The organism is Candidatus Nitrosocosmicus oleophilus, assembly GCF_000802205.1.
Lineage (GTDB): Archaea > Thermoproteota > Nitrososphaeria > Nitrososphaerales > Nitrososphaeraceae > Nitrosocosmicus > Nitrosocosmicus oleophilus.
Map to the genome: position 1 here is coordinate 765668 of NZ_CP012850.1, position 23059 is coordinate 788726.

A 23059-nucleotide genomic window follows, 5' to 3' on the forward strand; every position below is an offset into this window, starting at 1 on the left:
TTCTAAATTATTTGGGTATTTTCAGGTATGACTTGTATAAAAGTCCTAATGTAGGTATATTTGCAAAATCTAACGATAAAATTGTATTACTTCCACATGGTTATGCTGAGACGAAATTAAAGAAAATAACGGATATTTTAGAAGTGGATCCAATTTTTGTTTCTATAGCAGGAAATAGAATAATTGGTCCTATGGTTGTCTTAAATAATAATGGGATGCTGCTGCCTTCAACAGCATCAGAGGATGAGGTGTTACATCTAAAACGTGTAACCGGATTGAATGTGTCCAAACTAGAATCAAAATTAACGGCTATCGGCAATCTAATATCCACTAATGATAAAGGAGCAATAGTTTCTCCGTTATTTAAGAATGAGTTTGATAAACAAATATGTGATGTTTTAGGAATAGAAACTCATACCATGTCTGTTGCTGATTTCAATCAAACTGGTTCGATGATTGTGTCAACAAATGATGGTGCAGCAGTACATCCAAAGGCCACAGAGAAAGAGGTTGAAACTATTTCATCAGTTTTAAAGGTAGAAGTAGAACCTTTAACCATCAATGGTGGTATTCCATATCTATCATCGGGCATTGTTTGGAATACCCGGTCTTTGATTGTAGGGAATCTAACTACTGGACCAGAATTAATCATGTTAAGTAGGGCGTTTAAAATGTAGTATTTTCAACGTCTGGTTAGCGACTCTTATCATAAATCAAATTAAGTTACTCATTTATTTGTAGTTTTTTTTGAAGATGATGAGTGGATATCCAAATCATCTTTAAATTTATTTAACTACTGAATTTCTTCATACTTTTGAGGATGTTTTTGGATGCTTTTTTAATACCTTTTAATTCCTTTAGGACTTGTTTTTCATAATATGAGAGCTGTTCTTTTTCTTTATTTTCTGAATCTGTTAAAATAGAACTTGATAGGCTTATACTGTCCTTTTTTGTAGCATCAACCGCATCCTTATTTTCCTTTTTTATTTTATTACTTTCTACATTTTTTTTATTACTTTTTGTAGCATCAACCGCATCCTTATTTTCCTTTTTTATTTTATTACTTTCTACATTTTTTTTATTATTATTAGTACTAATTACCATATTTGTTATATGATCTAACCCTCATAATAAATATCTTAATTATTTTAGTTTTTATCGAATTTTACAACCTCTATTCTAAAAACATGATCTGAAAAGGAAACTAAACTTACTTACTCTATTGCAGATAAAAATGTAATTCTAGAACAGATACTCGATCATACTAGTAGCAAATCATAGAGGTACGCACAAACTAACTTCACCATAAGCTCTCAGGATCCCAGGGGATTTGTGGGCTGAGGAATAATTGAAACACTCACTAAAGTTAACTACGCATAAGAAGGGTTGGATTTCTTTAACCCAAAGTTTCAATAGATTAGGTATGTAAAGTATTGATGTTGTTATAGACTATATACAACATAACTATAAGAAATGGAAACTATATTTGATCATGAATCCACAAATGTTCATGGACTTTGAACTTGATAAATTAAGAGAATTAAAAGATAATTACAAATGGCTCTATTCCAATTATGAAGTTTTTAAGAGAAACTATAAGAATCAATTCATTGCAATAAAGGATGAAGTACATCTAGATAATGACATTGACCTTGAGAGATTGTTGCAAAGATTAAAACAGAATAATTTCAATGGACCAATTGCGATTGAGTATATTTACGGTTAATTTCTTTACTTTTTAAAAGTACAAAGATAGGTAATAAACAAAAAATTTTTCATCATGCTAAAGTTATGACTATAAATATCATTTTATGTACATTTCCTCAGAGAATAAATTATCTATTGTCATACTCATTAATTGTACAAATCTGAAATAGTAAAAAGGATCTTACTGTCTGTCTTAATTTCTCTTCATATTCAAATCTTGTCGAATTGATGGTACAAGATTTATGTTCTCATAGACTAATTACAAATTTGCGTCTTACGTTTTTGATTAATACTCGAGTAATAATTATTACTGTATACTACGTCTTCTCCAGGAATAATGTGCTCCCTCACTGATACTGCAGCTGGTGACAAATCAATAATATATTTTCTGTTACAATTAATGTTATATACGGATGTGTATTCAAATTTTCCTGTTTTTTCAAATGTTATCTCATGTCCATGAATATCCACATAACTTTCATTCAGGATCTCGGATATCTTTAATTTTAATCCGTTAGTCATCTTTTTCATTTTTTTCTAGTCTAATTACAATTAGCTTCTGACATTATTATCGTGCTTCAATATAATGTCCGTAGACAATAAGATGGTAATTGATTTCATTTCAATCTACTTAAATACATCTGGTTTCTATGAAGAAATCATATCGTTGTTTTCTCCTTTTATGCTAAGAAATCTCCTCATTTCCTTCTTTGATAGGGTATTGGAGTAAACTTATTCTACCATTTTGGTAGATCGAGAGACCTTACTCAGATCATTTTACAGGATTGACGGATCAAACCATGCTATTAGATATGATGAAAGGAGGCTTGTGTGGTAACAATATCAATGGGGCCAATAGATATACAAATTAAATCTATATGCCTGCAGGATCCTAATCATATCTATTTTTCTTTACAAGTATTTTACAAACATGTAGCTGAAGAACACATATCTAGTCTTTATTGCTCTCTCAATTCAATACCTTATATGGTGGTACAATACTAATTATCATGTTCTTGTCTATATTGATTTCAACTTTTTTAATTGTGTTTATATAAACCTGATAGAAGAACTATATAGATCTATATTAACTATAATGTATAAATATAAGTATCGTTCTCTTAGAACGATGGGAAGCAAATCTACTATGTCATCCTCACAACTGATTCTACCTTATATTGAAAATTTTCAAAAGAATTTTGCAGATATAAAAAGTAAAAGTAGTTTTTATTTAAAAACCAATACAGAGAAAGATTTTTTCGATTTAAATCACGATATAAAGAAATTGGAATATAACTTGCTGATTTTTCCTAAGAAGATTAGAGATCAAAAAGACCTGAAAACAATGAGACGGATCTCTAAATCATTGTCAAAAGTTGAGGGAGATCTAAGAGCATATGATCTGATCGACAAGGAGATCTTAAATAAAAAAGGATCAAGTAGGGATCAAAATCATATAAAGAATTTTGAAAACATACTTAAAGTGAGAAAACAAAATCTATTGTCAGAATCAAACAGCATAATTCAAAAAATAGAATCTGTTAATTTACCAATAATTGATATGCAGTTTGATGACAGATCTCTACATAAAAGAACAAAAAAGTTGTCAGCTAATGTAGATAAACTAACAAGAGGAATTGGAAAGAAAGTCATGAAATTCGATTCAGATAATATCATTGTACCTAAAAATAATAATGTTTCAAAAAATATATTCAAACTACAAAAAAGATGCGAGAAACTAAAATTAACTCTAGATATTTTAACTCATCTTCCACAACAATCTGATATAAGAGATGGAGGATATCAAAATACCGAAAACGTCGTCATAAAGAATTGTAACAAGATACACCGATTACTTCAAGACATCAATAGTATTAACTATGCTACAAGTTTACTAAAGCAAGCAGGGTCCGAACACTATATGATGAAGGCAGTTGATAAAGTAAATGATGATTTACAAGAGAAACAAAGACAGTTTATAGATATGTGTAAGCACTTTTCGGAGAATAAAACCGCATCTGTTAATGATACAAAAATAGATACCCAACCAAAAAATGTTTAATTTTAACCTTAAATTCAGTAATGCTTGTTGGAACTCCTAAGGATTGAGGAAGTTTTGCAGGGATGTATGCCATCTTTACACGGCCTATAAAGATGAATATTCTAAAGGATATTATTCGGAGGGGCATAAAAGATGTATAGAGTGTAATTTATTTTTGGATTGGAGTGGAATGAGGTGTCTTGTTGTGACCATGTTCTTAGAATAAAACCTCATAACAATCGGTGTAAGTCACGTTTATTAAAACTTGCCGCTAGAATATGATTTAGTAAACAACTATAATGAACTATGGCTCCCAGTTTAGTCAATTTAATTAGAAATCTATTTCCATATATTCAAAAACCATAAGATTGTACAAAATCAAATCTTTTCGCTCTGGATTTGAATTATCAGAATGTAATGTTGTCTCTTCATCAATGATATTCATGCAAAAAACAGCAAATATAAAAAGAAAAGGATATCAATGTTAAGAAACATTATATTTTATGCCTTGTAAAGGTAAATGTGCAAATGAAAAACCTATAAAAGGATCTCATAAAGATAATACCGCTAATTCCAAATGTTCCATGTGTGGGATCAGATATTATTCTGATGCCCGTAGATGTTATTGTTGTAATTCATTATTAAGGAAGAGAAAATCCAGACATCATTCTTTAAGACTTAAGGAAGAGGCAAATATGATTACGCGTTATTGATTAATTTTATTTTTTTGATATAATCGTGTTTAGCAATCTAAACAAATATTTATACAAAGGATCTTTCCCAAGGAATATTGAAAGTATCTAATTTCTAAGAGAATAACATTAACTATATATGATTCACTTAGAAAAAATTTACAAAATATGTTCTATATATAATATTATCAAACACAATAAATACATCCAAAATTATGTTAAGGTGAGAAATGAAACTTTATTTATGTTCTAATGTTAATCGATTTTATGAAATTATGTATTCGTGGTGATTGATTGTGGTGCAAGTAATTGGAAATAATAATCCTAACAATATTAAGAACGACGAATCGGGAGTTCTTATTGTAGTTGAAGGAATTGACGGGTCAGGCAAATCTACGCAAATTCACTTGGTAGATAGATGGTTAAACTCTAAAGGATACGATGTTTTTTTTACAGAATGGAATTCTTCGGAAACCGTGAGAGAAATTACCTCCAAAGGGAAAAAAAAAGCAAGATTGACGCCCATGACTTTTTCACTTTTACATTCAACCGATTTTGCTGATCGATACGAAAAGAATATTTATCCATTATTGCGAGCTGGATATATCGTTCTTGCAGATAGGTATATCTACACTGCTTTAGCTAGAGACACAGTGAGAGGGTGTGACAAATCTTGGGTGAGGAATATGTACAGTTATGCTCGAAAACCTGATCTAACTTTCTATTTCAGGGTACCAATAGAAACTGCAGTAAATAGAATCATTTCTGGTAGACCAAAGTTGAAACATTATGAAGCTGGAATGGATCTTGGATTGAGTAAAGATGAATATGAAAGCTATAGGATCTTTCAGGGAAGAATTGTTGATGAATATGAATCGATGGTTGATGACGAAAATTTTATAGTAATTGATGGTACACTTGAAATAGAAAAACAACAAAATATTGTAAGAAGACACGTATTGAGGACATTAAAATTGAAAAATCCGATTCAAGGACATATACTTGAATAATATTAGAAAGGGTTACTAGGGAATAGAACGTGGTCTCAACATTAACAAAGAAAAAATATTCGGCTGATGATAGCAAAGGCAGTAATAAAATTAAATTTATTAACCATTCGGGAATAAAATATCTTAAAGACATTGAAATACATGGATCGTTCATAGTAGTTGAAGGACCAGATGCTTCGGGAAGAAGTACCCAAATTCAAAAAATAACTGAGAAATTGGAGGCTGATGGACATGCAGTAGTTAATGCCGGATTAAAAAGATCTGATCTCATATCAAAAGGAATAATTGAAGCAAAACGAAACTATCAGGTTGGGAGAAGAACGATGGCACTTTATTATGCAGCAGATTTTGCAGATCAATTGGAAAATAAAATAATCCCTGCACTTAAAGCTGGTTTTGTAGTAATTTCTGATAGATATATCTACACACTTATTGCGAGAAGCTCTGTAAGAGGGATAAATAAAAATTGGTTACATCAATTACATAGTTTTGCGATCAAACCAGATCTTATTTTCTATCTGAATGTGGATCCATATAATCTGATACATAGAGTATTTAAAAAGAATAAATCTCTTGATTATTATGAATCAGGAGCGGATCTAGGCATATCTGCAGATATTTTTGATTCCTTTATTAAATATCAATATTTGTTGAAGAAAGAGTTTGCTATTATGCAAAAAAAATATGGACTTATTGATATAGATGGTGATAAGCACATTGAAGATATTTATGATCAAATTCAATCGAGAATTAGTGAATTTCTTAATCTAAATAAACATAATGGGACCCGAGTTTAGTTGTAGAATTAAAAACATTTTGAGTAGCTATTCTTTGTAGTGGAAATGATTGTAACAATCAATTAATCTAAAGACTTATTTATTTACTACTACTCCTTTATTATGAATTTGTACCATTCAACGAATCAACGAAATCAATCATAATCTTTGAAATTTTAGGATGGATATAGATCATCTATTTTCTCTTTATGGCGATAAAATTTTTTGTAATGTTTTTCTCATATCAAATCCACTTTATTCTTTAATTTACAACTAAGATCTTGATGCCTAGTTTGTTACAATATTTGTTGCATACCCAGTTGAAAGTATACCTCTATAGAGTACATAGTAACTATTAGGACAATTGTTAAATCCTTTATCGAGATAGTTTATTCAAGGTGAGTAAGAACACAAATTTATATCCGGAGGAAGGAAAATTATGCATGGGTTGTTTTCATCAAAGATTTAATCATCGATATAACATGGGAGAGCAAAATAATTGCCTTTTATGTGATCACCCGAAATGCGATTGTATCCAGTTTATCGAATGGATTTGATCTGCCTTAATCATGGTTTTTGATAGTACCTAATAATCGGTATACGAAGATATATTTGTATGATATTATTTATTTCCCAAAAATAAAACAAGATAATATAAAATCTGCCTTATTCCTACAGATCGATCCAAATGTTAATAATTTCGATAGAATATTTTGATATATTATATGGCGAAAGACAAGTGACTCCTTTGTAAAGGATCATGTTTGATTCTTGTCGATTATGTCTTCTCCAATATGACACCACCCACACTTGAGTTTAAATTAATTATAGACAAATGTCATGAGCGTTTTACATAATAACATAGGAAGGGTAAAGTATTCATTTCCTCCCACTTCTTCTTACTAGGTTCATGTTGTTGCTAATTATTTTATGTTAGACTATTATAAGCCACCATTCACAACTAAAGTTCTAGTAGATTTACCATAATTAACGAAGTCATCAAATTTTGCCTTTCGTACTTTGATGATATTTGTTATTGTACTTGTAATTAGTGGATTGTTAGATGCTTTATGTTGCCTCAAATAATTCAAGGCAATATCATAGTCGTGGATATCGCCAAGCATTCCTTGAATTTTTTCAAGATGTTCGAGGATCTTTTGATAATTATTGTCAATTAATACATCCATGTCATCGTTTATATTCCTTTTGCTGGTATCATTCTCCTCTTTATTTATTACAAGTTCGATTAAATAGCGCAATTTCTTTGAATCTTTTCTTAGTTCGTGTAACTCCGTGATTTTACTATCATCGCCAATTACGATTGGGATCCTCGTTTCTATTTTATTCTTTAATTTTCTGGAGATTTTTGCTAACCTTTTCATTGAATTTCCTTCAAAATTCTTATCAGTCTTATTTTTGTCGTACAAACTGGGGACAACTATTCTTCTTAAATCTAAAGCAATTGTTCTAGCTTCTTCAAGTTGATTTTCTTTTTCTTGGACTAGAGGGTTCTCATAATGCTCTAATTGTTGTTCATGCATCTTACCTTCCCTAGTCAACTTTTCAAGAATTATGTCAATATCTCGTATATTACTATTAATTCTGAAAAGTCTTTTACCTACACTAGCAAACTCTTTGAATTTCTTTTTTTTCCGGATTTGTTTAGGACTTGACTGGTAGGTTGCTTCGAGTCTTCGAAGTGATGTTCGCATATGGTGAATGTTATCTTCCGTTGGATTTTCCAAATACTTTTCCAATTTTGTATAAACTCTTTTAATGTTTTGAGTACAGTTATCAATATATGTATTGACATCAAAATGGATATAGTAATATTCCAACATACAATACTACGCTACTATTATACTAATTTAAGTATTATATACATAACTAAGAGACTTGAATCTCCTTTGAAAGTTGATGGGTAGACTACAGTAAATATGCTAATTATCAATAGGATGGGATGAATGAAGTAATCATCATCCATTTACTCTCAAAAGCGATCTATAAACGAGACTAAATATTTACATAATTTCTATATTTTGTTTTCCATTTCGGCTTGGAAAGAATCTTATATCCTAAATCATTATTCAATTTTTTTTGGTCTCCAAATATCTACAAGTTCAGATCTAAAATTACAATGCAGATCGATAGATCTCCAATTTTCAATACTTAATTTTAGTTGAACGATAGTGCAGGTTGGTATCCTTATTTTTCTGTTGATCAGAATACTTGCTAATTCTTCTAAATCGGGATTGTGTCCAATGATCAGTAATTTTTGTTTGTCATTTGATACAGTATCTAGTGCATTTATGTAAGCTTCAACACCACCTCGGTGCAATGAAAAGTTGACTTCAACGAGATTATTATACCCAGAATATCTACACAGGTATTTGGTAGTTTCAATGGCTCTAAGCGCTGAAGAGGTTATGATGGTATCCGGTAATATGTTCATTTTTTTTAGGTGCTCTCCCATTTTGATTGCCTCTCTTCTGCCTCTCTTGTTAAGTGGCCTGTCGTGATCATCCACCTTTTTATCCTTCCAACTGGATTTTGCATGTCTGAGTATTAATAAGACTTTGTGAATATTCTCAGCCCCATTGACACGCATGAAAGCATTATCGATAACATACTAAAAAAGTATCCTGATTAATTATAGAAACGCTATTTACAACAAGAGATTTCATTAAAATAGGAATTAGTATGTAGTAGAATTGCGATAATCAAAAAATATTTCAAGAAAAAGTATTCACATTAAATTACCCATACCACGATTCTAAATTACATGACACAACCACCGACACCAAGTTTTGAATATTTGTAAATTGCAGGACCAAAATAAACCAGTTATTTCTATCAAAGATAAAGGCATCAATTAGAAGCCCACTTGGTGCAACTTTCTCATGCTTTTGTGTATCATAATGTCGTAAACCGTCGTCAAGGTTATCGGAACGTTGGTATTAACATCCCACATTACTATTACACTTATGACGTGAATGTAGTCTTTACTTTTCATGCGAAATCAAGTATTCTTGTGTGTATAATCATGTCCAATTCAAATATAAGGTAGTTGTATATTTTGACAGTAGATCACATATCTCAAACTTTTAGAATAGATGAATTTTCCTTATACATACTCTTGTACAACTACATGGAGTCTTTGTACCTGGAAACGCATGATTTGCGCAAAGGATTTCGCGATGAAGATCATGTTATGTTACTGTGAAGGAATCATAATGAACTGATTATTTATGAGAGTGTATGTTAACTGTTATACTGTAAAAAGATCGAAATTTCAAAAGAAGTGACTACATTACATAATAATTTATAATGCATTTTAATATTATTTAAAAATTCAATAAAAATTATGGCCAATTAATAATTTTCATCGATAGTGATAAATAATGATTATTATTTGTCTATAGATGATAATAAAATTGAAAATAATCTCCCTATGTTGTGTTATATCGTCATCCAAAAATGTCCGTCGGTCATTTTCTTTTATAGTTATCCTTAGATTATTGACTTACGCATTAGACCGCCAAACAATAAGGAGGATGGGAGTGGCTTTATGAGTAATAATCCAAGAGGTCTTCCGTTAACTAGAGCTCATATAGAGCGAATATTTCCTAAATTGACCGATGAACAGCTTAGTAGAATGCAAGAGCGAGGTCACTTACGTTCAGTAAAACTCGAAGTCTTAGTTGAGCAGGGGGATAGTAACGTTCCTTTCTTTGTAGTGGTATCAGGCGAAATTGAGATTCTTCGTCCTTCCGGTGACATTGAGACCCTTATTACCGTACATGGCCCAGGTCAGTTTACAGGAGAGATCAACATGCTTTCTGGACGTCGGGCTCTCTTTCGTGCACGTGCAACAAAACCAGGTAACGTAATTGAAATGGATCGTCAAAATATGATGGCTTTGCTTCAAAGCGACGCTGAGATAGGTGATATCCTGATGCGGGCTTTCATTCTGCGTCGTGTGGAATTAGTGGCAGCTGGAGTCGGAGACGTTGTGCTCATTGGTTCATCCAATTCGGCCCGCACGTTTCAGATCAAAGAGTTTCTCATGCGCAACGGACACCCCTACAACTACATAGACCTTGAAAACGATTCAGAAGTACAACATCTATTGGATAATTTCCATATTTTAGCCAACGACATACCTGTTCTGATATGTCAAGGTAAATTTGTGCTACGAAATCCCAATAACCAACAAATCGCTAATTGCTTGGGCTTTAATGAATTAATTAACCAAACCGCACTGAGAGATCTAGTTATTATCGGTGCCGGTCCCTCTGGGTTAGCTGCGGCAGTATACGGGGCTTCTGAAGGACTCGATGTCTTAGTGATGGAAACTAGCTCGCCGGGTGGACAAGCAGGTTCAAGTTCAAGAATCGAAAATTACTTGGGATTTCCAACTGGTATATCGGGCCAGGATCTTGCGAGTAGAGCCTACACTCAAGCGCAAAAGTTTGGTGCAGAGATCCTTATCACCAAAGGGTTACGACTCTCCTGTGGCGGCAAACCCTACATAGTTGAAAATGAGGATGGATCTAAAATACCTACACGTACAGTCATAATTGCAACGGGGGCTGAGTATAGGAGGCTGAGATTAAAAAATCTGCAACGTTTTGAAGGTATGGGCGTTTACTACGGAGCAACGTTTTTGGAATCACAGTTATGTAAAGGGGATGAAGTAATTGTTGTTGGAGGAGGAAACTCGGCTGGTCAGGCAGCTGTCTTCTTGGCAGAGTCGGCAAAGTGTGTACACATGCTCATTAGATCTGCCGGCTTGGCAGAAAGCATGTCACGCTATCTTATCCGCCGGATCGAAGATACTCCCAAGATTATACTACATACGCACACGGAGATCATAACACTCGAAGGAGACATTCACCTCGAATCTGTACAGTGGCAAAACAGTATAACTAAGGAGATAGAGGAGCATAAAATTAGTAATGTGTTTGTCATGGCAGGCGCTGCTCCAAACACCTCATGGCTTGATGGCTGTATCGCTCTTGACTCTAAAGGCTTTATCAAAACTGGTGCTGATCTGTCACCAGAATATCTGAGTAATATAGGTTGGCCAGTTGCACGTCAACCATACTCATTTGAAACCAGTTTGCCTGGAATTTTTGCTGTGGGTGACGTGCGTGCTGGCAGTATCAAGCGAGTTGCATCCGCTGTGGGAGAAGGATCAGTTGCGATCTCATTTATTCATAAAGTACTTCAGGAATGAATATGAAAATAGGTTAATTAAGGCACCATGATGGAGAATTATTTTATTATTCCTAAATATGCAACATTTCACAAAAATTAGGTCGAATATCATATCATTATGTTTATCGGATTTGGTTGAAAAACAACCTACTTTTGAAACATTACCAATAAGAAGATGCTATCAGGTATCTGATCTTCAAGTCTGTTGCTAAGATAATTTGGAAATATTTTGCATGGATTAAATAAGCATAAATCATTTCAAAAATACAGTACCAAATTAGACATTAGGTAAAAAGATTATTAATTCTGATTTTATCTAGGATAGCTGATATTTATACTATAATTGGAAAATACTATCATGACAAGGGATAGTCATCAAGGTATTCTTGGAATACACCATATCACAGCTATAGCCGGTAACCCCCAAAAAAATATTGACTTTTACACTGGTTTTTTAGGATTACGACTAGTCAAATTAACCGTTAACTTTGATGATCCACAAACATATCATTTCTATTATGGAGATGATATTGGGAGACCAGGTACAATACTGACATTTTTCCCTTGGCAGAACATGCCAAAAGGTTTTAGAGGAACAGGCCAAGTAATTACCACAGCCTTTTTGATACCCGAAAGTTCAATAGAATATTGGATTAACAGACTAAAAAGTCAAGGAGTAAGTTATACTGGTCCGACCAAGAGGTTCGATGATGTTGATGAACAAGTTATTACGTTTTATGATCCAGATGGTATGGAAATAGAACTAGTTGCACATAAGGACGCTGAGACAAAAAAAGATCATGTTTGGAGAAAAGGCCCTATTCCCGAGGAATATGCTACTAGAGGATTTTATTCAGCAACCCTTTCCTTGGAAGGATATGAACGAACAGCGGATCTCTTAATTGAAAACATGGGTTTCTCAAAAACTAAGAGTGAAGGAAATAGATTCCGATTTGAAATTAAAGATAAAGAAAAAATAATAGATGGTTTCTACAGTAACAAACAAAAAAGAGAACTCGATCTTTTGAATTCTCCATCTACTGTGGATCTTGTATGTCTGCCATATACTCAACGAGGTTCTATGGGAGTGGGTACTGTCCATCACATTGCATGGCGAACTCCAACTGATGAAAGCCAGTTGGATATGCGAAAAATAATAATTAATACGGGTTTGGATGCTACCCCTGTAATTGATAGAACATATTTTCATTCACTATATTTCAGAGAACCTGGCGGTATTCTATTTGAAATAGCAACTGATCCACCTGGATTTATGATAGACCAAAAAGAGGAGGAGCTGGGACAAAAGCTCTTACTACCTGAATGGTTAGAACCCGACCGCAAATATCTTGAGAAAGTGCTTCCCAAAATTAGTACACCATCGCTTGATAAATTTTCTTCTCCTTCTCCTTCTCCTTCTGATCAAACTAGTAAACTAAGTGAAAGATAATGAAGCAACCTGATTTTAAATACCGTTTTATTCCTTCCCAGTCACAACAACAAGTAGCAGACAATTCTGATCAAGCATATAGGCCCAAAGACAATAAATCAAAAACATTGACTTTATTACTGCTTCATGGCACAGGTGGAAATGAGGATGATTTGATACAAGTTGGTCAAATGATATCGCCTTCTGCATCATTATTAAGTCCTCGGGGAAAGGTGTTGGAAAATGGAATGCCTCGATTTTTTAAGCGACTCGCCGAAGGTGTATTTGATTTGGAGGACTTGAAGTTTAGGACCCACGAATTGGCTGATTTTGTTAAGGATACATCAAGCATTTACGGTTTTGATCTAAACAAGACAATTGCAGTAGGATTTTCTAATGGTGCAAATATAGCAGCAAGTCTTCTTCTTTCATATCCGGGAACCCTAATGGGTGCGATCCTATTTAGGGCAATGGTCCCATTCATACCAAATTCTCCACTCGATCTATCTGATAAAAAGGTGCTATTATCTGCAGGAGTGTATGATCCAATAGTATCAGAAAGTCAAACACAAAGTCTCTATAATATTCTAAAAAAAAGTAGAACAAATGTGACTTTGAAATGGCAGCAATCGGGACATAATCTTACAGAGTCAGACATATTAGACGCAAAAGAATGGTTGTCTGAAAGCATTCGTTAGATGTGATGGGCCTTTATCCTGTTTCTACTCAATTTCGGTAGTCATCATAGATTTGGATTCAATAAATCTATTACTAAACCCACCCACCTGACCCATTGCAATATACTGCTTTTTAGTATTAAACAGGTTAAGAAAATAATATTTTGAAATAAAATTAGAAAAAAATCTATTATTTATCCCATTTCCTTTTTTGACTTCACATGATTATTACAATCATCAATATGTCAAAAATACAAATATTAGCTAAGATAGATGCATTCTGCGTGCGTTTTATTTCTGGTAATCAATAATAATTATCTTGTGAAATGAGCAAACTATTTTGATATCTAGATACTTATTAAATTGAATGTTGAACCCATTTCTCATAGACATAGATTCGAGTCCCATCTCTGGCACTAATAACGACCAATTATACTATGTTTTGATATAATTTTACTGTTTCAGATGTTTAAATTTCAAAAGAAAGATATATTCAACCATGATGTAACCTTGGTTCACAACTATCTAAACTCCACAAAATAATACAATTGGTATCCATTTGTTACATGTCAATTGAATATTTATAACAACGTACCTTGTTATCAATGGTATGGGGTTCGGAAAATACGGAAATATGGGAAGAAGTATCTTGGACCGAGATTCATCGATACGATTTGTAACGATATTTGATACTCGTACTGAAAGTATAGTGTTTTCAGAACATCAACCCGGAGCTACCAATTTGTTATCAAGGGAAGAAAGTCAGGAGTCTCTTCAGTTGGCGATTAACGCATGGAAGACTAGAAGTAAATTGGCACCAAAAATAGGTAATGGAAAGTACGTATTGGCCGAATACGAGAAGATAAAAAGAATTACAATGCCGTTGGACAACGATCATTTGTTATATATAACAACAGAAGTTGAATGCGATGCACTTGATTTGATTGATAAAATTAGGAAAATGTAAACATCATAAATGAAAAATACCAGCCTGTATGCATAGTGAAGAGAATGAATACTTAATTAATGAAGATCCAAAAAGAGGAGTCATTTTTGTCACTCTAAACACCACATGGAGCGAAATTGTATTCTATCATGAATCATATTCAAGGAAGTTAACAACTAGTAGTAGAGTACCTATGAATCCTTCTGAAAGAAATGCTACATCAGAGTTACCATATATGATGAAAATACATCAGAATTGAACAACAATAACAGAACTCCCTACGCGAAGGTAATAAAATTACAAAAGGAATTGGCAAAAAAAGTCATAACAAGAGACGATTTTGATAGTAACGTTGAATTTATTTGTGGAGTGGATGTATCCTATAGAAAAAAAATTGCATACTGTTCAGCAGTAATAATCAATAAAGAAAATTTTGATATAATAGAGACAGTCAGCAGCAAAACTGGGATAAAAAATCCATATATTCCAGGTTTATTTATTCTAAGGGAATCTGCTCCTATTCTTCAAACATTGAGATTGATCACAAGACCATTTCAACTTTTGCTAGTGGATGGTCATGGGGTCCTTCATCCTAGAAGATGTGGATTAGCATGTTATGTTGGCATAGATACAAACATACCTACCATTGGTGTAGCAAAAAGTTTGTTATGCGGTGGTGTTCAATCAGATAACTTTGTAACTCACAAGGGTGAAATTCTTGGATATGCATTAAAGTCCAATGAAAACTCAAAAAAAGTGGCATATGTCAGTGTCGGACATAAGATCGGTCTACTGACATCGATAGAACTAGTTAAATCAATAACAAAAATAAATCAATATATTCCCGAACCTCTTAGAGTTGCTGACAAACTATCAAAAGAACTAGATGACAAATAATCCTTACTCTTCCAATTAAATTAGGTAAATCTATTAAAACGTTATCTAATTATTAAATAGCAAATTTTTTCAAAGATCGATTTTACCTATCCCATAATAATGAACAATGAAATTATAAAAAAATTAATTTAACAACTTTTGGAAAGTATCAGACTCGTAAGAAATCTATTACTAAATCCACTGTATCCGATCCGTTGATCGTCTTTTAATTAATCTTGTTAAGAATCAATGTTTTAAATGTTATACCAAAGTCAATGTCAAAAGAATTATCGGAACATATTCTTCATATATTACTTAGTCAATTACCCTACCTTAATTTTTTACCGTTAATAATATGAACTCGACCTAGGCTTTTGAACTTTCCAGGATGAACCTTGCTAACTAACGGATCTGGATGGATGCAATTGGGGTTGTCCTAGAAATGTTTTCCACTAATTATAATCAACTTAAATTCACTTTAAAATCAAAAAGCAAAGAAACAGTTTTGATCGATAAATAAATCACTTCTGTTCTACACGTTTTTAAATAACTTTGGGATTCTAAATACGGGGAAGATTTAACGATGAGCATAACCGGTATACAGGAATTTGATTTTCTGATAAATATCGGCTTGTCACTACTTGCAGGTGTATTAATCGGTGCCGACAGAGAATTGAAGGGGAAACCCTCTGGAATTGGAACACATTGTTTCGTTATTGGTGGTTCAATGATATTTACTTATCTTTCTGCGATCGTTGATCCGAATTCTACATCAAGGATCGCTGCCCAAATCGTAACCGGAATTGGATTTCTTGGAGCAGGGATAATACTAAAAGATGAAATTTTTGATAAAAAGGATACAGCTGATTCTAAACATACTAAAGTATTAAACTTGACTACTGCAGCAAGCATATGGTTTTCTGGTGCAATCGGAATGGCAATAGGATTTAACTTTTACTTTGTAGCGATAGTTTCAATAGCTTTTGCCGTAGGCGTTCCTCATATTCCTAAAATTAGAAATTAAACTTAACCTGTCTAAATAGAGGTACGCATATAATGTTGACAGGATACCAATGATCATGACTGATACTATGTTATTATGAATCTAATCATTTGGAATCATCTTTTCCGGAAATAGATTGATTTATCTTAAACATTCAAATAAATTAAATGTTAAAGTCCGCAGAAATTCGGTGGTTTTTTGAAGGTAGGATACCTATTCACATACCTGAAATTTTGGAAGAGGCAAGATTGGATATTTCTGAAAACAGAACTGACCACTATTTATTAGTGCTAGGTTGTGACAATATTGGCATTAAAATAAGAAACTCTAGGTTGGAAATCAAACGTCGTCGTGATGTACAACCTTATTGCATATCTAAACTGAATATTAGTGGCAATATTGAATGGTGGGAAAGATGGGAGTGGAATGATAAGACAACGTGTAACGACATTGAACAATTGGTTTTTAAGGATGATAAAAATCCCTGGATACGGGTAGACAAGAAACGATGGCAAAAGAAATTTAATATTCGTGATAATGACTTGATCCCAATTCCTTCTCGAGTGTTGTACTCTGATCTTGCTATGGAAATTACCGAATTGAAAGTAAATAGAAAATTATGGTGGACAATTGGCTTTGACTCATTTACAGACCAGAATCATTCCTTTTTTGATAAACTTATTGAAACCTGTCTTGCACCACACATTGAAGTAGATTTGAAAAAAGAGTGGTCCTTTGGGTATCCTCGTTGGCTATCTCGGGTCATTATTTAGGTTAAATTATGTACCTTTAGTAGTATCTTGAAAAGTATCAATAAGGTAAATTCTACTACTGTCAATGTTATTCACAGTTTATGGGATTGTTATTCCTTTCTTACTTCGCGATGAATACTGCTTGAAAACTATTCATATTAATACTAATTGATAGAAGTTTATTGCATTGTCTTGATTATTTATGTAATGTTCTAATCTTGAATTTTCTAACGAGGGGTTGAGGGATGTATGTACAACCTCCCGGTTGGCATAGTGAAGTCTAAGTCAAAAACCTAGACAAATATTGTCGGGATATCAACTTATTATTCCTATTCTAAATTATCTATAAAAGACCTGTTTCTGGATTTTATATGTCGGATCAAAGACTCGATCTCTATTCTTGGGTATCTCTTACGGATTTGAAGGTAATTGAATTTCATAGATGTAATGATGAATAGGATAAGAGAAGTCTAAGAGAAGTTACACACGAGTTCTTTCCTATCCTATTCTTAGCTAGCATGTTTTGTGGCTGAAAAGTCCTGTGTAATCTGATTAATGTATTCTCAAATAGATAAGCCTAATCTATAGGATCTAATTAATTCGCATATGCCATAGTGATTATTTACTTGTCCTTACACTACTTATCTGAATTCTCCGCTTCAAAGTTCAATACCAATTAGATAACGCTAAGAAAGCTTACAACATTCAATATTTGAAATTATATTATTATCCAACAATGCCATATCGCTGGTAATAGATAAATAACCCGCCTAGTCAACATTGGAATAGAAATATGAAACTTGGTGGTATTATTTCATGCGACTAACCATTGTTTCCTTTTTCCTTAAATAATGTGAAATGAACAGTTTCTCTTTCGCTATCACGATCTATTTTGTTATTTTTTTACCACTGCCTCATTCATTAATTTGTATCAATTTTTATGTGCGAGATCACTTTTTGTCTATATGACTTCAAATCAAAAGGTGGCTGTAGTTACTGGAAGCTCAAGTGGAATAGGCCATGAAATAGCACTAATACTTGCAAGGAATGGATTTCTTACATATGCTACCATGCGAGATTTGCAAAAAAATTCCAAGCTAAAGTCTATTAAAGATGAAGAAAACTTGCCATTAGAGTTTATCCAACTGGATGTTACCGACGAGAATTCAGTAAAAACTGCAGTTCAAAAAATTTATGATGATGTAGGTAGAATTGACATGTTGATAAATAATGCGGGTTATGGACTAACAGGAGCATTCGAGGATCTTTCAATTGATGAAATAAAAACACAATTTGAAACAAATTTTTATGGATTAATAAGAACAACTCAAGCTATTCTTCCTATCATGCGTAAACAAAAATCAGGTACTATTGTCAATATGAGCTCTGGTGCCGGCAGATTTGGTTTTCCCATGGGTTCTGCCTATGTTAGTACTAAATTTGCAGTAGAAGGTTTGAGCGAATCGTTGTCATATGAAGTGGAACCATTTGGCATTCGAGTCATTTTAATCGAACCCGGTATGATAAAGACAAACTTTTCTAATGCTTCCATCATGGCAAAGAAATCTATTGATCCCAATTCGTCTTACGCTCCTCTAATGAAAAACATGCAAACAGGATTTAACAAATTACTAGAAAATGCATCTTCACCACAATTAGTAGCACAAATAACACTGGACGCAATGACATCTGATAAACCAAATCTGAGATATTTAGCCGGTAAGGATGTCGAACAATGGGTAGAAGCTAAGAAGAAAATGTCAGACGAAGAGTTTCATGATATGATAAAACAGATTTAGACCATCTCTATCTTTTTTATGTACATTGATTCTTGATCACCATGTTTTATCTGATCGAAAGATCTATACCTGTTATAGTCACATAATCAGTTAGAATCTCTTTTATAATACCAATATCAACTTGATCTCCACGACTGATAACTGTTACTATTTGATAATTCATTTTCATGCGCAAAACCAATGACACTACTTCAAGTCAATATTAAATTGAATGTATGAATCTGCCTTAATTTTTTTTGACCGAATATCGATTACTTAACCTTTGGTGATTTGAACATCATCATCTACATCTTGGGATTGGATTGACTATAATGCGGTGAGCACAGCATAACCTTATCCAAAGATAAATAAACATAATCATTAAATGTAATGGCTCTCTATTGGCAATTCAGTAATTGACCATGATGAAACGATAGATTTTTACCTATTCAAACCATGTATAAATTGCTACCATGTAAAGAAAGATCATTTGTATTATCAAAAACAAGATAATAATACACATCCTTGTCTCAAATTTGGATGCGTTTGTAATCAGTATACAGAATAGATTTTATTTTTTATATAAAACTATTAATTTGAAAATCCACTCAAATTATTGTAGATATAGTTTCGATATTAGCAAATAACATGATTCGCTGGGTTTAATGAATATAAACAAGGGGAAGCTAGTTTGTGTAACTTTTTCTTGATTTATGAATAATTGTCTATGTTTCATCTAGATTATATAGGATAAGGCTAAATCATATTGATACATTATCTCTTATACTCTACGAGACATGCTTCATAGAATTAGGATCGGGTCATGTGGCACACTGTTGCTTTCTAGTAACCCTATCCTTTTTCATCATTTAGTGATGTAGACTTTCAAAGATCCGAATTCAATTATTGATTCTTATTGCGTGTTTGACTACATCCACATATTTTCAGTCTCTGTTCTAACATCGATACATCAGCAAACCTAGTTTCACTGTTACTAAATTCATATATTCCTACAATGTGTGTATGACATGTTGGGCAATATTGATAGTATAACTTGTGCCATAATCGTGTATTAACATTGTAAGTTGGTTCGCAACTTAAAAATTGAGGAACAAACTCTACTTCACAATTAAAACAACGCACAAAGATAACAATTACCTTAGGGTTTAATAAACTGTATTATGGTATTGGTAAACTCTGAAGATCTTATATTTCATTTAGATTATTTAGTATAATGAAAATAGTCTGTATGCATTTACCTACATAGATAGTTTTCTCTACCTCAACAGCATTATTACACTTTGGATAGGAGGTTGGTACTGGAAGACCCTTGATCTAACCCTGGGCTGTCCAAAGTATCTATTATGTTTTGATCTGAACTCAAAATGAGTTTTAATCAAATCCATTATACATTTCCAATTTCCTATCTTGTGTTACAATTATGAGAAAAAGGAGAACAAACCAATAATATAACTTATCAAAAATATTCATATCTATTGCTTGTAAGTATATTCGCCTCTAATTGTCATTGTTTATTCAAATAACATACATTTCATAAACCTCTGACCCGACCTATTGATAATACTGTTACTTAGAAAAATTTTGGTCATAATAAGATAATAAATAAAATCAATTTTAACTATTACGTATGTGACTATGAACCGTATATAAAATCCTCAACCGATCCGAACCTCGAATCTTGAAAATCTCCTAGTCGATTAGTCGAATTGTTAAGAAGAACTTTCCATTGAAATCGTCATAACTATTATATTAGATTGATATCTATCGACATTCTGGTTATCTATATTGATAAAGACCATGGCCAGTAGAAGCGGCACAGAACTATATAAACCATGTATGAATTGTTTTCATACAAAAGAATATCATCTATATTATGAAAGCCAGGATAACAATAAACGCCCATGCATGAAACTTGGATGTAATTGTAGTCAGTACAATCATGACCTTAAATAATATTTGATGATTTTCAGCCCATCTATTTCTTTACTACGAGTAATTTTTACGCATACCGATTGAATACGTCATCTATGTACTACTTTAAATCAAGACCTAACTCCACTTCCCAGAGTACCGGTAGCCCTGATAATTAGAATCATTTCACCCGAGTACAAGTCGTTGCTAAAGCATTATTTTTTTTGGGATAACGCATAGTGGATAATGTAAACATTTTATAGCAAATGAGTAATCACTATCACCCAGTAGATAAAAAATGACGGTGGATATCGTTCAATCTTTAATTTTGGGAATCGTGCAAGGAATAACGGAGTGGTTGCCAATATCTAGCTCAGGACATCTAGCACTAACCCAATTATTACTTAATATTCATGTACCTATTTTCTTTGATTTGATTCTTCATATAGGAACTCTAGCAGGCCTCATGGGGTTTTATCGAACTGATTTGCTAATGATTTTCAGGTCTGTTTTCTATTCTCGTTCCATGTCATTGCAAGCTGTCAAAGAATATAGAAAACTATTAATGCTTATCATAATTGGAACAATCCCGACTGCAATTATCGCATTTGCATTAAAGTCCTTCTTCGAATTTTCATTTTATGATTTCTTCCTGTTGTCTCTAGGATTTCTGATAAGCGGTATATTCATTTATATCACCAAATATTTCAAGAAAGGTTCTAGAGATATCAATAATATTGATGCTATATTAATTGGAATAGCCCAGGGATTCTCTGTATTCTCAAGCATTTCTAGAAGCGGGATTACAATTTCTTTAGGAATGATAAGACAAATTGATCACACTCAATTGGTCAGGTTCTCATTCCTGTTATCCATCCCGGCCATTCTAGGTGGCTCTGTATTTGATTTTGTTCTGATGGATTCTACACAGCTATCTGCGATAGGGGAAATCCCTTTTTCTTCTTATATAGTTGGATTTTTATCATCCGCAATAGTTGGGTATTTAACAATCAAACTGTTAATAAATATTATAAACAGAGGAAAACTTTACTATTTCGCATATTATTGTTTAGGACTAGCAGCAATATTACTAATATATTCATTCATCATGGTTTGAAATTCACCTGATGATATTCAAGAATATTATAATATTTTTAGGTAACAAAATGACCTTTACTAATGGATCATCCTTTGTAAAGACTAGTATTGAATTTTTTATCAACAATAATTGTCGGACCACGTAAACTCTAGAAGGAAAAAACCGTGCAGTTACCTCTGTCTTTGATTTGATCAAGACAAATTATGATTTATAGATGGGAAGGCCTTTGAACTGATTTCATTTAGATACTATAGTATAAAAATAAAAACAGATTTGCAGAATAGAAGATCTCTGGTTTAACGGCTCAAGCCTCCTCCAGTATTGGGATCGAATATAGAATGTTAGTTATCTTGACCTGTCATCACTCTATTTACTATCCTATTTCTAATCTATGATTTCTATCAGATGATGTTTCTTATATTTGATTAATCCTTCTTATTCAAGGAATTTTTCATTATTTCCATTGACGTTTTTTCATACCAAAATACCACATTCATACATAGTGATATGGTAACAATAACAAGAAGCAGTATCTGGCAATCTTATGTAATAAAATGGATGCAATTTTCTTACTAATCCATCATAAGGAGTTAAAAAGACAAGACCGAAAGGTCGTGTATGTATATGGGTGCAATAGCGTACCTAATTTGGGCTTAACATCTTACCTGATAAGAAAATGAGTTTTCAATGTTAATATTTCATTTAGATAATATAGGATATGGATATATCTTATTCCTGGTATACTCATCTTACTCAAACTACACGATGATTTTGTGGAAATAGGATAGGACCTCATCTCGCAAACGGGTCGTCAGACTATCCTGTTTCCTTTTCAATTTAATTTATGTTTTCAATATGGTTTAAATTTTAGAAATAAAAAAGGATCATGGACTCGAACCGTTTTAGATCAGATCAAAGATGAAATCTCCAATTTATAGATCAAGATCAACAAGATACATGATCAATTATTGATTCTTTCTATAAATTATTCTCAATATGTTTGGATCATAAGTTTATAATATTGATATTGTCTTTACTACTTGCAAGTAAGACCTTTAGTGCTGGATATCGATTCATATATTCATGATTTTCGCTGGTTTCACATATTACAATAACGCTCT

The 23059-nt window shown here is 32.7% G+C and carries 19 protein-coding genes; 15 read left to right on the forward strand and 4 right to left on the reverse strand.

Going from position 1 to position 23059, the window contains the following annotated elements; genetic code table 11:
• Window positions 1-32 precede the first annotated feature (32 nt).
• The gene (locus NMY3_RS03695) at window positions 33-677 is read left to right on the forward strand and encodes a translation initiation factor IF-6 (protein WP_196817589.1); all 645 of its coding nucleotides are present in this window, start codon (window positions 33-35) and stop codon (window positions 675-677) included.
• A gap of 112 nt (window positions 678-789) precedes the next feature.
• Here NMY3_RS03695 and NMY3_RS03700 read toward each other — a convergent pair whose 3' ends face one another.
• Window positions 790-1104, reverse strand: coding sequence for a hypothetical protein (locus tag NMY3_RS03700; protein ID WP_196817590.1), 315 nt, complete (start codon window positions 1102-1104; stop codon window positions 790-792).
• 388 nt (window positions 1105-1492) lie between these two features.
• Here NMY3_RS03700 and NMY3_RS03705 point away from each other — a divergent pair, with 388 nt between their 5' ends.
• The gene (locus NMY3_RS03705; RefSeq protein WP_196817591.1) at window positions 1493-1726 is read left to right on the forward strand and encodes a hypothetical protein; all 234 of its coding nucleotides are present in this window, start codon (window positions 1493-1495) and stop codon (window positions 1724-1726) included.
• A 236-nt stretch (window positions 1727-1962) separates the two neighbouring features.
• Here the strand turns inward: NMY3_RS03705 and NMY3_RS03710 are convergent, their stop codons facing one another.
• Window positions 1963-2238, reverse strand: a complete 276-nt coding sequence (locus NMY3_RS03710) for a hypothetical protein (protein ID WP_196817592.1) — start codon at window positions 2236-2238, stop codon at window positions 1963-1965.
• A 598-nt stretch (window positions 2239-2836) separates the two neighbouring features.
• Between NMY3_RS03710 and NMY3_RS03715 the strand changes: the two genes are divergently transcribed.
• From NMY3_RS03715 to tmk (NMY3_RS03725), 3 genes are all read left to right on the forward strand, one after another.
• A complete protein-coding gene (locus tag NMY3_RS03715) occupies window positions 2837-3769 on the forward strand; it encodes a hypothetical protein (RefSeq protein WP_231100222.1) in 933 nt (310 codons plus the stop codon).
• 967 nt (window positions 3770-4736) lie between these two features.
• Entirely contained in the window at window positions 4737-5450 is a 714-nt protein-coding gene (gene tmk, locus NMY3_RS03720; RefSeq protein ID WP_196817594.1) for a dTMP kinase, read from the forward strand.
• Between the two features lie 29 nt (window positions 5451-5479).
• Window positions 5480-6247 (forward strand): dTMP kinase, encoded by a 768-nt coding sequence (gene tmk / locus NMY3_RS03725; RefSeq protein ID WP_196817595.1) that lies wholly within the window; start codon window positions 5480-5482, stop codon window positions 6245-6247.
• A gap of 920 nt (window positions 6248-7167) precedes the next feature.
• Here tmk (NMY3_RS03725) and NMY3_RS03730 read toward each other — a convergent pair.
• On the reverse strand, window positions 7168-8067 hold the full coding sequence (locus tag NMY3_RS03730; RefSeq protein ID WP_196817596.1) for a CHAD domain-containing protein: 900 nt from the start codon (window positions 8065-8067) through the stop codon (window positions 7168-7170).
• Between the two features lie 242 nt (window positions 8068-8309).
• Window positions 8310-8834: a SixA phosphatase family protein gene (locus NMY3_RS03735; RefSeq protein WP_196817597.1), complete on the reverse strand. Its 525-nt coding sequence runs from the start codon at window positions 8832-8834 to the stop codon at window positions 8310-8312.
• A gap of 1047 nt (window positions 8835-9881) precedes the next feature.
• On the opposite strand from NMY3_RS03735, the gene NMY3_RS03740 reads away from it, so the two are divergent.
• From NMY3_RS03740 to NMY3_RS03785, 10 genes are all read left to right on the forward strand, one after another.
• Window positions 9882-11465: an FAD-dependent oxidoreductase gene (locus NMY3_RS03740; RefSeq protein ID WP_231100435.1), complete on the forward strand. Its 1584-nt coding sequence runs from the start codon at window positions 9882-9884 to the stop codon at window positions 11463-11465.
• Window positions 11466-11804: 339 nt separating this feature from the next.
• Window positions 11805-12896 carry a ring-cleaving dioxygenase gene (locus NMY3_RS03745; RefSeq protein ID WP_196817599.1) on the forward strand — a complete coding sequence of 364 codons (1092 nt, stop codon included), beginning with the start codon at window positions 11805-11807 and terminating at the stop codon, window positions 12894-12896.
• The gene (locus tag NMY3_RS03750; protein WP_196817600.1) at window positions 12896-13573 is read left to right on the forward strand and encodes an alpha/beta hydrolase; all 678 of its coding nucleotides are present in this window, start codon (window positions 12896-12898) and stop codon (window positions 13571-13573) included. Before NMY3_RS03745 ends, NMY3_RS03750 begins: the two co-directional genes overlap by 1 nt.
• Before the next feature lie 589 nt (window positions 13574-14162).
• Window positions 14163-14519, forward strand: a complete 357-nt coding sequence (locus tag NMY3_RS03755) for a hypothetical protein (protein ID WP_196817601.1) — start codon at window positions 14163-14165, stop codon at window positions 14517-14519.
• A gap of 28 nt (window positions 14520-14547) precedes the next feature.
• Window positions 14548-14757, forward strand: a complete 210-nt coding sequence (locus NMY3_RS03760) for a hypothetical protein (RefSeq protein ID WP_196817602.1) — start codon at window positions 14548-14550, stop codon at window positions 14755-14757.
• Window positions 14754-15395, forward strand: a complete 642-nt coding sequence (locus NMY3_RS03765; RefSeq protein WP_196817603.1) for an endonuclease V — start codon at window positions 14754-14756, stop codon at window positions 15393-15395. Before NMY3_RS03760 ends, NMY3_RS03765 begins: the two co-directional genes overlap by 4 nt.
• A 562-nt stretch (window positions 15396-15957) precedes the next feature.
• Window positions 15958-16398 (forward strand): MgtC/SapB family protein, encoded by a 441-nt coding sequence (locus NMY3_RS03770; RefSeq protein WP_196817604.1) that lies wholly within the window; start codon window positions 15958-15960, stop codon window positions 16396-16398.
• A gap of 146 nt (window positions 16399-16544) precedes the next feature.
• A complete protein-coding gene (locus NMY3_RS03775) occupies window positions 16545-17150 on the forward strand; it encodes a hypothetical protein (protein ID WP_196817605.1) in 606 nt (201 codons plus the stop codon).
• Between the two features lie 944 nt (window positions 17151-18094).
• On the forward strand, window positions 18095-18928 hold the full coding sequence (locus NMY3_RS03780) for an SDR family oxidoreductase (protein ID WP_196817606.1): 834 nt from the start codon (window positions 18095-18097) through the stop codon (window positions 18926-18928).
• Between the two features lie 2209 nt (window positions 18929-21137).
• Window positions 21138-21956 (forward strand): undecaprenyl-diphosphate phosphatase, encoded by an 819-nt coding sequence (locus NMY3_RS03785; protein ID WP_196817607.1) that lies wholly within the window; start codon window positions 21138-21140, stop codon window positions 21954-21956.
• Window positions 21957-23059 lie beyond the last annotated feature (1103 nt).

What these genes read in the sequence shown, in the direction of transcription:
- NMY3_RS03700 (WP_196817590.1), bottom strand. Translation starts at nt 1,104, where the DNA reads ATGGTAATTAGTACTAATAATAATAAAAAAAATGTAGAAAGTAATAAA.
- NMY3_RS03705 (WP_196817591.1), top strand. Translation starts at nt 1,493, where the DNA reads ATGAATCCACAAATGTTCATGGACTTTGAACTTGATAAATTAAGAGAA.
- NMY3_RS03710 (WP_196817592.1), bottom strand. Translation starts at nt 2,238, where the DNA reads ATGAAAAAGATGACTAACGGATTAAAATTAAAGATATCCGAGATCCTG.
- NMY3_RS03715 (WP_231100222.1), top strand. Translation starts at nt 2,837, where the DNA reads ATGGGAAGCAAATCTACTATGTCATCCTCACAACTGATTCTACCTTAT.
- NMY3_RS03730 (WP_196817596.1), bottom strand. Translation starts at nt 8,067, where the DNA reads ATGTTGGAATATTACTATATCCATTTTGATGTCAATACATATATTGAT.
- NMY3_RS03735 (WP_196817597.1), bottom strand. Translation starts at nt 8,834, where the DNA reads ATGCGTGTCAATGGGGCTGAGAATATTCACAAAGTCTTATTAATACTC.
- NMY3_RS03740 (WP_231100435.1), top strand. Translation starts at nt 9,882, where the DNA reads ATGCAAGAGCGAGGTCACTTACGTTCAGTAAAACTCGAAGTCTTAGTT.
- NMY3_RS03745 (WP_196817599.1), top strand. Translation starts at nt 11,805, where the DNA reads ATGACAAGGGATAGTCATCAAGGTATTCTTGGAATACACCATATCACA.
- NMY3_RS03750 (WP_196817600.1), top strand. Translation starts at nt 12,896, where the DNA reads ATGAAGCAACCTGATTTTAAATACCGTTTTATTCCTTCCCAGTCACAA.
- NMY3_RS03755 (WP_196817601.1), top strand. Translation starts at nt 14,163, where the DNA reads ATGGGGTTCGGAAAATACGGAAATATGGGAAGAAGTATCTTGGACCGA.
- NMY3_RS03760 (WP_196817602.1), top strand. Translation starts at nt 14,548, where the DNA reads ATGCATAGTGAAGAGAATGAATACTTAATTAATGAAGATCCAAAAAGA.
- NMY3_RS03770 (WP_196817604.1), top strand. Translation starts at nt 15,958, where the DNA reads ATGAGCATAACCGGTATACAGGAATTTGATTTTCTGATAAATATCGGC.
- NMY3_RS03775 (WP_196817605.1), top strand. Translation starts at nt 16,545, where the DNA reads ATGTTAAAGTCCGCAGAAATTCGGTGGTTTTTTGAAGGTAGGATACCT.
- NMY3_RS03780 (WP_196817606.1), top strand. Translation starts at nt 18,095, where the DNA reads ATGACTTCAAATCAAAAGGTGGCTGTAGTTACTGGAAGCTCAAGTGGA.
- NMY3_RS03785 (WP_196817607.1), top strand. Translation starts at nt 21,138, where the DNA reads ATGACGGTGGATATCGTTCAATCTTTAATTTTGGGAATCGTGCAAGGA.